This window comes from Streptosporangium sp. NPDC049046 (genome assembly GCF_040649155.1).
Lineage (GTDB): Bacteria > Actinomycetota > Actinomycetes > Streptosporangiales > Streptosporangiaceae > Streptosporangium.
On sequence record NZ_JBEZEZ010000024.1, the window covers coordinates 46,058 to 58,391 of the forward strand.

Genomic DNA, 12,334 nt, shown 5'->3' on the forward strand with positions numbered 1-12,334 from the left:
TGGTGGGAGATTCACGATGCCGGCTGTCGTTCTCGTTGGTGCCCAGTGGGGCGATGAGGGCAAGGGTAAGGCGACCGACCTGCTTGGAGACCAGGTCGACTACGTCGTCAGATACCAGGGAGGCAACAACGCGGGCCACACGGTCGTCATCGGCGACCAGAAGTACGCGCTGCACCTGCTTCCCACGGGAGTGCTCTCCCCGAACGTCGTCCCCGTGATCGGCAACGGCGTCGTCATCGACCCGGGGGTGCTGCTGAGCGAGATCGACGGGCTTCAGGCCCGGGGAGTCTCCGCGGAGCGGCTGCTGATCTCCGCGAACGCGCACCTGATCATGCCCCACCACAAGGCCCTGGACAAGGTCACCGAGCGTTACCTCGGCAAGGCCAAGATCGGCACGACCGGGCGGGGCATCGGTCCCGCGTACGGCGACAAGATCTACCGGATGGGCGTGCGGGTCCAGGACCTGCTGGACCCGGGCATCCTGCAGAAGAAGATCGAGGTCGCGCTGGGCGAGAAGAACCAGATCCTCACCAAGATCTACAACCGCCGGGCGATCGACGCGGGCAAGGTCCTGGAGGAGTATCTCGGCTACGCCGAGCGCCTCACGCCGCACATCGCCGACACCTCGCTCGTCCTCAACAGGGCGCTGGACGAGAACAAGGTCGTGCTGCTCGAGGGCGGGCAGGGCAACCTGCTCGACATCGACCACGGCACCTACCCCTTCGTCACCTCCTCCTCCCCGACGAGCGGCGGCGCCTGCTCGGGTTCCGGCATCCCGCCGACCCGGCTCACCGGCGTGATCGGCATCCTGAAGGCGTACACCACCCGCGTCGGCGCCGGCCCGTTCCCGACCGAGCTCGACAACGAGATGGGCGAGTGGCTGCGCACCACCGGCGGCGAGTACGGGGTGACCACCGGCCGCAACCGCCGCTGCGGCTGGTTCGACGCGGTGATCGCCCGCTACTCGACCCGGATCAACGGCGTCACCGACTACTTCCTCACCAAGCTGGACGTGCTCTCCGGCCTGGACAAGATCCCCGTCTGCGTCGCCTACGAGATCGACGGTGTCCGCCACGACGAGATCCCGATGACCCAGACCGACTTCCACCACGCCAAGCCGGTGTACGAGGAGTTCCCCGGCTGGAAGGAGGACATCACCGGTGCGAGGAGCTTCGAGGATCTGCCCCCCAACGCGCGGGCGTACGTGAAGGCCCTTGAGGAGATGAGCGGCTCCAGGATCTCGGCCGTCGGGGTCGGCCCCGGCCGTACCGAAACGCTCCAGATCCACTCGTTGATCTAGTTCGGACCGGTACGGCTCGCGAACGGCGTCACCGAGACGCGAGCCGTACCGGACGATCGGCGCGCGAGGTGGATAAGGTCCCTGTGTGCATGCCGAGATTCACGGTCACCGCGGCGCTCGCGGGCTCCGTCCAGAGAACACCCTGCCCGGTTTCGCCCACGCCCTCGAACTGGGTGTCGACGCGCTCGAACTCGACGTCGCGCTCACGGCCGACCGGCGGCTGGTGCTCACGCACGATCTCACCGTCTCCCCGGTGACCAGCGCCGACGTCCGTCCCGCCTTCCACGGCGACCCCGCCTTCCCGTACGTGGGCCGGCCCATCGGAGCGCTCACGCTGGCGCAGCTGCGCACGCTGGAGTGCGGGATACGGGTGCCGCGCCACCCCGAGGACCGTTTCGCCGCGACGCAGGTGCCGGTGCCGAACACCCGGATGCCGACCCTGGCCTCCGTGCTGGGCCTGATGGACGCGTACGGCGCCGACGGGGTGCGGGTGCACGTGGAGCTGAAGTCCGATCCGACCAGGCCGGAGCTGAGCGCCGACCCCGCCGAGTTCACCGAGATGGTCGTCGCCGAGCTCGACCGGCACCGCAGGCTGGACAGGGCGGCGATCCTCAGTTTCGACTGGCGCGTCCTGCGGATCGCCCGTTCGCTCACCCCCGCGACCCCGAGGTACGCCCTGATCGAGCGCGCCACCATGGACAGCGCGTGGCTCGACGGCCTCCGTCTGGAGGACTTCGGCGGCGACGTCCCGGCCGCCGCCGTCGAGGCGGGGGGCAGCACGCTCTCCCCCGAGCATGTGATGGTCGACCGGGAGTTCGCCCGGCGGGCCGAGAAGGCCGACCTGCCGATGGCCGTGTGGACCGTGAACGAGCCCGGCCGGGCCGGTGAGCTGCTCGATCTCGGGGTGGCCGCGATCGTCACCGACTATCCCGACCGGATGATCGCCCTGTGGACCGAGCGGGGCATGCCCGTCCCCCGGCCGGTCACCCCCGCGCGACCGCTGAGCGCCTGAGGGCCGACGGGAGAGATCGGGTCATATCCAGACGTCGCATCGGAAACCGCGGTGGAGCGAAGCCGACGAGAGAGCCACGGTGGAGCGAGGCCGACGGGAGAACCCCGGTCACATCCAGCCGTTGCGGCGGAAGCCCCGGTAGAGCAGCGTGCAGGCGATGACCATCACGCCGATCACCACCGGGTAGCCGAAGACGGAGTCGAGCTCCGGCATGTGCTCGAAGTTCATGCCGTAGATGCCGGCGATCATCGTGGGGACGGCCATGATCGCGACCCACGAGGAGATCTTCCGCATGTCCTCGTTGGCGAGCGCGTTGGAGCGGGCGAGCGCCGCCTGCAGTATGGAGTTGCAGAGTTCGTTGGACGACTCGACCTGCTCGCAGACACGGGCCAGGTGGTCGACGACGTCGCGGAAGTACTCGCGCATCTCCGAGGGGATCATCCGGCGCTGGGCCAGCGTGGACATCGGCGACTGGAGCGGCATCACGGACCGCTTCATCTCGATCATCTCGCGCTTGAGGTTGTAGATCCGGCCGATGTCGCGGGCGCTGACGTCGGCGAAGACCATGGCCTCGACGTCCTCCAGCTCGGCCTGCATGCGGTCGGCCACGTTGAGGTACTTGTCGACCACGTGGTCGGCGATCGCGTGCAGCACGCCGGTGGGTCCGCGGTTGAGGAGCTTGGGCTTGTCCTCAAGGCGTGCGCGCACCTCCGAGAGGGGGCAGTGGCTGCCGTGGCGCACGGTCACCACGAAGTCGGGGCCGACGAAAATCATGAGCTCGCCGGTGCCGATGATCTCGCTGGTGGCGGTGAGCACCTCGTGGTCGATGTAGGCGACGGTCTTCAGGACCACGAACACCGAGTCGCCGTAGCGTTCGACCTTGGGCCGCTGGTGAGCCTTGACGGCGTCCTCGACGGCGAGCGGGTGCAGGGCGAAGACCTCCGCGAGCCACTCGACCTCGGGGGCGTCGGGCTCGTGCAGGCCGACCCAGACGAAGGCGTTCCCCTTGCCGGTACCTCCGTCGGAGGCCGCTTCGGAGCCCTGGTTGTGGGCCGCGTTGTGGGCACGGACGAGCTCCAGGGCGTCGGGGATGCCCAGGGCGTCGATCTTCTTGCCGCCGATGTACGCGGCGTACTCGACGAGCGAGTCGCTCGGCGGTACGCAGACGCCGGTCATCCGCTCACGGATCGAGACGGCGGGCGTGTGCGCGGCACGGATCGTCCGGGTGTGCTTGATGCGAGGAAAGAGAAGCGAGGAGCGCATGGCGAGCCTTTCCCGCCCAACCTGGCGGGATCCACACGCGATGCGATGTCACCCCTGGTGAGGAGGGTGATGCGTGTGGTGCCGGTCGGGCACCGAGATGGGGTGGTCGAGGGTGCGCACAGCAGGCGTGCGCGGGCACGTACTGCTGGGATCGCCAGAGGACATCCCGAACCACCTCCAATCAGCAATAGACACGCAAAGCCACCCAAAAGTAACACGATTGGGGGGACGACTTTCAGCTTACTCCCAGGTTCAACTGTCGATCATGCGTAACCAGACAAAATTCACACGCCCTTTACGGCACCTCTCCCACCCGAGCGCGCTCCGACTTGTCCACAGGCTGTGGACAAGTCCTCGAATCCGCCACGGGCACGGGTCCACCGGAAGCGCCGACGTCCCGGAGATGGGGCCTTCCAGAGCGTGAACCGCCCGAAGCGAGGACCTCCCGAAGCGTGAACCGCCCGGAACGCGAGACTCCCGGCCCACAGGACCCCCGGGAGCAGACCCCCTCCCGGGGGCACGGGCCCGAGGGCGCCCCCGCAGGGACGATAGGCTCTGACGAGTGCGCGTTCTTGTGATTGGATCCGGCGGGCGTGAGCATGCCCTGTGCCGGTCGCTGGCGGCCGACCCCCAGGTCACCGAGGTCCACTGTGCTCCCGGAAACGCGGGTATCGCGCAGGTCGCGACCCTGCACCCGGTGACGCCGACCGACCCGGCCTCGGTCACCGAGCTGGCCGGGAGCCTCGAAGCCGACCTGGTCGTGATCGGCCCCGAGGCGCCCCTGGTCGCCGGGGTCGCCGACGCCGTCAGACAGGCGGGGATCCCCTGCTTCGGGCCCTCGCGGCAGGCGGCGCTGATCGAGGGTTCCAAGGCCTTCGCCAAGGACGTCATGGTCGCGGCGGGCGTTCCCACCGGCCGGTCGCACACCTGCGTCACGCCCGAGGAGGTCGCCGCCGCGCTCGACGAGTTCGGCACGCCGTACGTGGTCAAGGACGACGGCCTGGCCGCGGGCAAGGGCGTGGTGGTGACCGACGACCGCGACGAGGCGCTCCGGCACGCCGCCGCCTGCGGGCGGGTCGTGATCGAGGAGTTCCTCGACGGCCCCGAGGTGTCGCTGTTCGCGCTCTGCGACGGCTCCACCGCCGTGCCGCTCCAGCCCGCCCAGGACCACAAGCGCGCCTACGACGGCGACCAGGGCCCCAACACCGGCGGGATGGGCGCCTACACGCCGCTGCCGTGGGCGCCCGACGACCTCTCCGAGCAGGTGATGGCCGAGACCGTCATGCCGACCGTGACCGAGCTGGCCAAACGCGGCACGCCGTACACAGGGGTGCTGTACGTGGGGCTCGCCCTCACGTCCAAGGGTCCGAAAGTGATCGAGTTCAACGCGAGGTTCGGCGACCCGGAGACCCAGGTCGTGCTGGACCGGCTGGAGACGCCCCTCGCGGGCCTGCTGCTCGCCTGCGCGACCGGGACGCTCGACCGGTTCGGGCCGCTCTCCTACCGCGAAGGCGCCGCGGTGACCGTGGTGATCGCCGCGGAGAACTACCCCGCGGAGCCGGTGAAGGGCGACGTGATCGAAGGACTGTCCGACCCGGTCGAGGACGCCTACGTGCTGCATTCCGGCACCGCCCTCGACGGCGACCGGATCGTCTCCAACGGGGGCCGGGTGCTCAGCGTGGTCGGCACGGGGCCCGACGTCCCCGCGGCGCGGGCGGCGGCCTACGAGGCCGTGGAGCGCATCCGGATGCGCGGCGCGCACCACCGCACCGACATCGCGAGCCGCGGCGACCTCTGAGCCCCGGTTCGCCGGGGGTGCGCGGGACCTGACCGGCACGTCCGGGTCCCGGTTTTCCCAAAGGCGCACAGCGCGCTGATCGGCATGCCCGAGCCCTGACTTCTCCAAAGGGGCACAGCACGCCTGGCCGGCATGCCCGAGCCCTGGTTTTCGGCGGGATGTGTAGCGCCTGATCGGCATGTCGCGATAAGCCTGGGGCAGTCGGTGCCCGTCCCAGGCCGCTCCCCCCGGAGGAACGATGTCGCTCGATCCCGCGATGCCCCCCGAGCGGATCGGCGACACCGGCGTGTTGCGCTGGCCCGGCACCTGGCGGGTGTACGTCGCCACCCGGAGCGAGGAGATCAGGGCCGACACCGAGCGGGCCCTCACGATGCGCGACGAGGCGGGGCAGCTCGCCTCAGTGGGCGAGGGCATCGGCACGCACCTGGCGCGGGCGGAGACGTACGCGCGCAGCACGCACGGCGTACGGCGCTGGCTGACCGGCCAGGCCATCGAGGGCGCCTGGTCCAACGTGAACAGCGCGACCGTGATGCTGTACGGCGTGCTGCCGGCGGCGGAGCTGTGCGGCCGGGCCCCGGAGGTGGTGGCGATCGGCCGGGCCTACCTGCCCGGCGACGACCCCCGGCTCGTCCATCTGCAGGCCAGGCTCGCGGCGGGGGACCTGTCGGAGAACGACAGGCCGCTGATGCAGTCGGTGCTGCGGGCCGCGTACACGGCGCAGGCGATGGAGACCGGGCGGGTGCGCAGCTTCCGCAACCTGCTGCTCGGCGGGGTGGTCATGCTGTCCCTGATCGTGCTGAGCGTGGTGGTCATCGGCGCGATCTGGCCGAACGTCATCCCGATGTGCGGCGACCAGTCGGTGATCCGTACCCAGGGGCTGATGCCCGCCCAGATCTGCCCGACGGGCGGTCTGCGGCCGGGGCACGGCGACGTCCCTCTCGTCGCCCTGATCGGCATGCTGGGCGCGGCGCTGGCCACCGCGGCCTCGCTCTCGACCCGCTCGGAGCTGTCCACCCGATACTCGCTCGCGGTCGTGCAGAACCTTCTCAAGGCCCCGGCGGGGGTGGCCACCTCGGTGCTCGGTCTGCTGATCCTGAACTCGGGCTTCGTGCCGGGTTTCGCCGGGCTCGGCTCGCAGCCCGCGATCCTGGTCTGGGCGATGGCGTTCGGGTACGGCCAGCAGGTCGTCACCCGCTTCGTCGACCAGCGGGCCGACAACCTCCTCTCGGCCGCCTCCCCCCTCACCACCGCGGGCGGCCCGAAGGGCAGGTAACGGGCCGACGGGTGGCGCGGACGCGGCGGGAGGCCAAGGATTATCGGGCATTCGAGGGGTAGTTCCCCCGCGAAGTGGCCGGTTCAGGGGCATCCAACGACTACTGTTGGCCGGATAAACCTCGGCTGCCGCCCCGCGCCACACGAATCACCCACATCACTTCAAGGAGCATGACGCATGGTCCGTTACCGCGTGCGCGGTGGCAACCCACTTCGTGGAACCGCCTTCATCCAGGGTGCCAAGAACGCCGTGCTGCCCATGATCGGTGCCGCGCTGCTGGCGTCCCGAGGCCGGACGGTCCTGCGCAACGTGCCCATCATCGAGGACGTCCGCCGCGCGGTCGAGCTGGCGGAGAGGGTCGGCGCCACGGTCGAGCTCCACGAGGCGGAGCGCACGCTGGTGATCGACGCCTCGACGCTCAGCAGCCCGGTCCTGCCCGCCGAGATCGCCCGCCGCTTCCGCGGTTCCGTGCTGTTCGTTCCCGCGTTGCTGCACCGGCTCGGTGAGGCGGTGATCGAGGGTGTGGGGGGCTGCAACCTGGGCAGCCGCAACCTCGACTTCCACTACCTGGGCTACAAGCGCCTGGGCGCGATCGTGGACGAGGGCGACTCGGTCATCCACGTCAAGTCGTCGGGGCTCACCGGCGCCACCCTGTACCTGGACACCCCCTCGCACACCGGCACCGAAAACCTGATCATGGCCGCCGCCCTCGGACGCGGCACCACCGTGATCGAGAACGCGGCGCTGGAGCCCGAGGTTCTCGACGTGATCGAGATGCTGACCCGGATGGGCGCGAAGATCAGCGGCGGCGGCACGGGGTTCATCACCGTGGAGGGCGTGGAGGAGCTCCAGGCCGTCGAGCACACCGTGATGCCGGACCGCCTCGACGCGGGTGTGTTCGCCATGGCCGCCGCCGTCACCGGCGGCGAGGTCAACCTGGTCGGCGCCGACCTCGACCACCTCGGCGTGGTCCGCTACAAGCTGGAGCAGATGGGGGTGGAGTTCGCCGACCACGGCGCGGTGCTCCACGTGCGCAGGGACCGCCCGCTGCGCCCGATCAACGTGATCACCGACACCTACCCCGGCTTCGCCACGGACCTGCAGTCGCCGATCATGACGGTCGCGTGCCTCGCCGACGGCGCGAGTTACATTCATGAACGCATCTTCGATGGGCGTTTCGCTCTCGCCTCAGAACTGAACAAGATGGGCGCCGACATTGAAGTGAAAGAGAACAGTGCTGTCGTTCGCGGCGCCACTCCGCTCACCGGAACAGAGGTAACCGCTCACGATCTGCGCTCGGGAATCGCGCTCGTGCTCGCCGGCCTCGCCGCCGAGGGGGAGACCGTCATCGGATCGGGTTATCTCATCGACCGCGGGCACTCTTATCTGGCCGAGCGCATGCAGTCCCTGGGGGCCGACGTGCGGCGAGAGATTTCAGCTTCATAATGAGCGGGTTTGAGACGCTCAAAAACCGCTCTGACCTGTGTAAACGATGCCAGTCATGGCTTTAACCCGGAAGTGGCTTCCGGAATTGGCCGCAAATCGGGCGTGACATTACGGCCCTCGCAAGCGATCGTTCCAAAAGAGAGCCGAAAACAAACGGACGGCATGATGGGACGAACATTGGTCGAGCGGGCCGAAGAAGCGCCACGAGTGTCACGCCCGGGTGCCATGACACCGGACCTCACTATCGGTGTGGTGGGCCCCCATGACCTCGTTGAACGGGTGATGTTGATGGGGCATGCGGCCGCCCCGTTACCCTGCCGCCTGGTGGCGGCGGCATACCGCGACGAGCAGGAGGCCGCCGACAAGGTCACCCGCCTGGGAGCAGGGGTGGACGCGTGCCTGTTCGCCAGCCCGGTCCCCTACGAGCTGGCACGGCGATCGGGGGTGCTGACGATGCCCGCGACGTATGTCCAGCTCGGAGGCGCCGCGCTGATCGCCGCGCTGGCGAGGGCCGCGCTGGACGAACGGATAGACCCGCGCAGGGTCAGCGTCGACGTGCTGAGCAGGGCGGAGGTCGAGGAGGCGTACCACGATTTGAGTCTTCCCGCAGTGGATGTGCACAGCCGCGACGAACCGGGCGCCACCGGTACGATCGCGGCCTTCCATGAACGCCTCGCCCGCCAGGGCAGCACGAGCGGGGCGCTCACCTGCCTGCCCGCGGTCGCCGACCGCCTTCAGACGGCCGGGGTGCCCGTGGTCAGGATCCGCCCCACCTCCGCCGCGGTGCGCACGGCGCTGCACACGGCGGCCCTGCTGGGAGCGCACCACAGGCTGGAGGAGTCGCAGCTCACCGTGGTCCTGGTGGAGGTGCCCACGCTGCGCGAGCCGGTTCGCCGTGCCGCGCCACGCTACTGGCGCGACGAGCTCCGGCTGTCCCTGCACCGGTTGCTGGTGCAGGAGGCCAACCGGATCAACGCGTCGGTCACCGCGGTCGACGACCACAGCTACATGGTCACCGCGACCCGCGGTTCGGTGGCCGCGGCCACCGAGGGCTTCCGGGTGCTGCCGTTCGCCGCGCGGGTCCGCGACGAGCTAGGCCTCGCGGTCGAGGTGGGGGTCGGCATGGGCCGCACCACCCACGACGCCGAGTCGCACGCCAGGGCCGCGCTCGCGCGCACACAGGCGGGCAAGCAGGCCCAAGGCTTCGCGGTGGACCGTGAGGGCAGGGCGCTCATCCCGGCCCCCAGGATGCCTCCTCAGGGCGCGGGAGCGCTGAAGCCGAAGGGCGTGGAGGTCCTGGCCCGGCTCGCGGCCAAACTGGAGGGTGGGGACACGGTGGTGGACGCGGAGGGCGCGGGCAAGATGCTCGGCGTCACCCCGCGTACGGCACGACGGTTGTTGCGCACGCTGGTAGACGAGGGACTCGCGTGGCCGCTTCCGCCGAACCGGACACCCCAGCCGGGGCGTCCCCGTCAGCTGTACCGGCTGATCGTGGAGAAGCTCGGCGCCCGCTGAGCCCTGCGCCTCCATCGGCACGGAGGGTTTCCGCCGCGCCCGGGCGGCGGAACCTCCCAGGTCACGGCACGTCGATCCCGGCGTGGCGTGACCTGGCGGGCCCGGACCGTCCGACGTGGCACGGTGTGACGTAGTGTCATCGACCCGTCGCCGTGTGTTCACTAAATCTTGTTCACCGCGGCTCGTTCACCGGGACGTGTTCACTGCGACTTGTTCATTCCGGCCTGTTTGTTTTTGCCTGTTCACAGCATCCTGTTCATTACGGCGTTCATTACGGCCCGGGAATTACGGTCCCCCCGGCACGCCGAGGACACGGCGAGGGCCCCGGTGCCGCGATCCCCCCGGCGCGGATCCGTCGGCGCGGCGTCGGCGCGGCGTCGGCGCGGCGTCGGCGCGGCGTCGGCGCAGCGTCAAGGAAAGCCCTTCGGATCACGCCCCGCGGAAGCGCGTCTCAAGGTCCGAAACTCGCGAGCGGATTGTCGGTGTCAACCACTATTGTCATGAGCTATGAGCAAAGACGGTGCTTACAGCCGTAAGACGCTCCTCGTCTGGGGAGCGCTGGCGATCGTGTACGTGGTGTGGGGTTCCACGTACCTGGCGATCATGATCACGATCGAGACGATCCCGCCGCTGCTCAGCGGAGCCGTCCGGTTCGTCACGGCCGCGCTCGTGCTGGGCCTCGTGGTGCTCCTGGTGAAGGGGCGCGACGCCTTCCGGATGACCTGGAGGGAGGCGGGCGGGGCGACGCTGGTCGGCCTGCTGCTGCTGAACGGCGGCAACGGCATGGTCGCCGTGGCCGAGCAGCACATCTCCAGCGGCCTGGCCGCGCTGCTGGTGGCCTCGACCCCGCTCTGGCTCGTCATCTTCAGGATCATGTTCAGGGACCGGCCGCGGGCGCTGACGCTCGTGGGAGTGCTCATCGGGTTCGGCGGCGTGGCGGTGCTGTCGCTGAGCGGCGGGAGCAACGTGGCCGACGGCGTCGGAGTCGTGATCATCCTGCTAGCGTCGCTGTCGTGGGCGGTCGGCTCGTTCCTCGCCTCCCGCATCCCGATGCCCGCGAACCCCTTCGCCGCGAGCGTCGTCGAGATGGCGGCGGGCAGTGTCGGGCTCGCCCTCACCGCCGCCGCGATGGGCGAGCGCCTCGACGTCGCCGCCGTCTCCGCACGGTCGTGGGCCGCGCTGATCTATCTGATCATGGTCGGGTCGCTGGTCGGCTTCACGGCGTACGTGTGGCTGCTGGGCAACGCCCCGATCTCGCTGGTCTCCACCTACGCCTACGTCAACCCGGTCGTGGCGGTCGTGCTGGGCGCCCTCGTGCTGAGCGAGCCGGTCACCGGCTCGATGGTCGCGGCCGGCGTGGTGATCGTCGTCGGCGTGGCCCTGGTGGTCTCCACGGAACGGCGGAAGAAGCCGGAGCCCGCGGAGCCGAGGCCGGAGCCGGAGCCCGCGGCCGTGTAGGCCGCGGGCGCCCGGCGCGGGATCGGCCGGAATCGGTACGTCGAGCCGGTCACGCGGGCCACGTGGATTCGACAGGTCAGGGTGGTCACGCGGACCCGCTGGTCATGGGGCATGCGGAGCTGACGAAGCGGGTCGGGCCGAGTGGACCGGGGAAGACGGGCGGGTCAGGCGCCTCTGAAGGCGGCCGCGGCGGCGAGGAAGGTGTCGTTGGCCTCGGAATCGCCGATGGAGACGCGGGCGCCCTCCCCGGCGAAGGGCCGTACCGCGACACCCTCGGTCGCGCACGCCCCGGCGAATTCGAGCGTGCGCTCCCCCAGCCGCAGCCAGACGAAGTTGGCCTCGCTCACCGGCACCTCCCAGCCCTGGCCGATCAGCGCCTCACGGACCCGGTCGCGCTCCTTGACCACCACGTCGACCCGCTCCATCAGCTCGTCCTCGGCGGCGAGCGAGGCGATCGCCGCCGCCTGGGCGAGGTGGTTCACCGCGAACGGCACGATCGTCTTGCGGACGGTGGACGCCACCGGCTCGTTCGCGATCAGGTAGCCCACCCGGAGTCCGGCCAGGCCGTACGCCTTGGAGAAGGTGCGCAGGACGGCGACGTTCGGCCGGTCGCCGTAGACGGTGAGCCCGTCGGTGACCCCGGTGTCCCTGACATACTCGCGGTAGGCCTCGTCGAGCACGACGAGCACGTTCTCCGGCACCCGGTCGAGGAACGCCGCGAGCTCGGCCGCGTGGACGACGGTGCCCGTGGGGTTGTTCGGGTTGCAGACGAAGATCATGCGGGTGTGCGGGGTGATCGCGTCGGCCATCGCCTCCAGATGGTGCGTCTCGCCCAGCAGCGGGACCCGCACCGAGGTCGCCCCCGCCAGGTCGGCCAGCAGCGGGTACGCCTCGAAGGACCGCCACGCGTAGATCACTTCGGCGCCCGGCTCGCTCACGGTCTCGAAGAGCTGCTGGGCCACCGTCACCGAGCCGGCGCCGAGCGCGATGTGCTCGGCCGGGACGCCGTACTTCTCGGCGATCGCCGCGGTCAGCTCGGTGGCCGCCGGATCGGGATAGCGGTGCATCTGGGTCGCCGCCCTGGCGACCGCCTCGACGACCGAGGGCAGCGGCTCGTAGGGGGATTCGTTCGAGGAGAGCTTGTAGGACCGGCCGTCGGCGGACACCACGGCCTTGCCCGCCCGGTAGGCGGGCATCGTGTCCAGGATCGCGCGGAAACGAGGCATGGCCTTACCTTATGAGCAGCGGGCGGATGGGGCATCCTGTAAC

9 protein-coding genes are annotated in these 12,334 nt (G+C 69.9%); 7 read left to right on the forward strand and 2 right to left on the reverse strand.

What is annotated here, in order from left to right:
* Positions 1-16 precede the first annotated feature (16 nt).
* A complete protein-coding gene (locus AB0B96_RS29550) occupies positions 17-1,300 on the forward strand; it encodes an adenylosuccinate synthase (protein ID WP_350942422.1) in 1,284 nt (427 codons plus the stop codon).
* Between the two features lie 85 nt (positions 1,301-1,385).
* Positions 1,386-2,312 carry a glycerophosphodiester phosphodiesterase family protein gene (locus tag AB0B96_RS29555; RefSeq protein WP_362903842.1) on the forward strand — a complete coding sequence of 309 codons (927 nt, stop codon included), beginning with the start codon at positions 1,386-1,388 and terminating at the stop codon, positions 2,310-2,312.
* 108 nt (positions 2,313-2,420) lie between these two features.
* On the opposite strand, the gene corA is transcribed toward AB0B96_RS29555, so the two are convergent.
* A complete protein-coding gene (corA, locus tag AB0B96_RS29560; protein WP_362903844.1) occupies positions 2,421-3,575 on the reverse strand; it encodes a magnesium/cobalt transporter CorA in 1,155 nt (384 codons plus the stop codon).
* Between the two features lie 562 nt (positions 3,576-4,137).
* On the opposite strand from corA, the gene purD reads away from it, so the two are divergent.
* The 5 genes from purD (at position 4,138) to AB0B96_RS29585 (ending at position 11,065) form a co-directional block, all read left to right on the forward strand.
* Positions 4,138-5,373 carry a phosphoribosylamine--glycine ligase gene (gene purD / locus AB0B96_RS29565; protein ID WP_362903846.1) on the forward strand — a complete coding sequence of 412 codons (1,236 nt, stop codon included), beginning with the start codon at positions 4,138-4,140 and terminating at the stop codon, positions 5,371-5,373.
* Positions 5,374-5,611: 238 nt separating this feature from the next.
* Positions 5,612-6,646, forward strand: a complete 1,035-nt coding sequence (locus AB0B96_RS29570) for a hypothetical protein (protein WP_350942415.1) — start codon at positions 5,612-5,614, stop codon at positions 6,644-6,646.
* Between the two features lie 177 nt (positions 6,647-6,823).
* On the forward strand, positions 6,824-8,092 hold the full coding sequence (murA, locus tag AB0B96_RS29575) for a UDP-N-acetylglucosamine 1-carboxyvinyltransferase (protein ID WP_350942413.1): 1,269 nt from the start codon (positions 6,824-6,826) through the stop codon (positions 8,090-8,092).
* A 225-nt stretch (positions 8,093-8,317) separates the two neighbouring features.
* Positions 8,318-9,607 (forward strand): GTP cyclohydrolase IIa, encoded by a 1,290-nt coding sequence (locus AB0B96_RS29580; protein WP_362903849.1) that lies wholly within the window; start codon positions 8,318-8,320, stop codon positions 9,605-9,607.
* Between the two features lie 507 nt (positions 9,608-10,114).
* Positions 10,115-11,065 carry an EamA family transporter gene (locus tag AB0B96_RS29585; RefSeq protein ID WP_362903851.1) on the forward strand — a complete coding sequence of 317 codons (951 nt, stop codon included), beginning with the start codon at positions 10,115-10,117 and terminating at the stop codon, positions 11,063-11,065.
* A 164-nt stretch (positions 11,066-11,229) separates the two neighbouring features.
* Here AB0B96_RS29585 and hisC read toward each other — a convergent pair whose 3' ends face one another.
* Positions 11,230-12,291 (reverse strand): histidinol-phosphate transaminase, encoded by a 1,062-nt coding sequence (gene hisC, locus AB0B96_RS29590; protein WP_350942408.1) that lies wholly within the window; start codon positions 12,289-12,291, stop codon positions 11,230-11,232.
* Between the last annotated feature and the right edge of the window lie 43 nt (positions 12,292-12,334).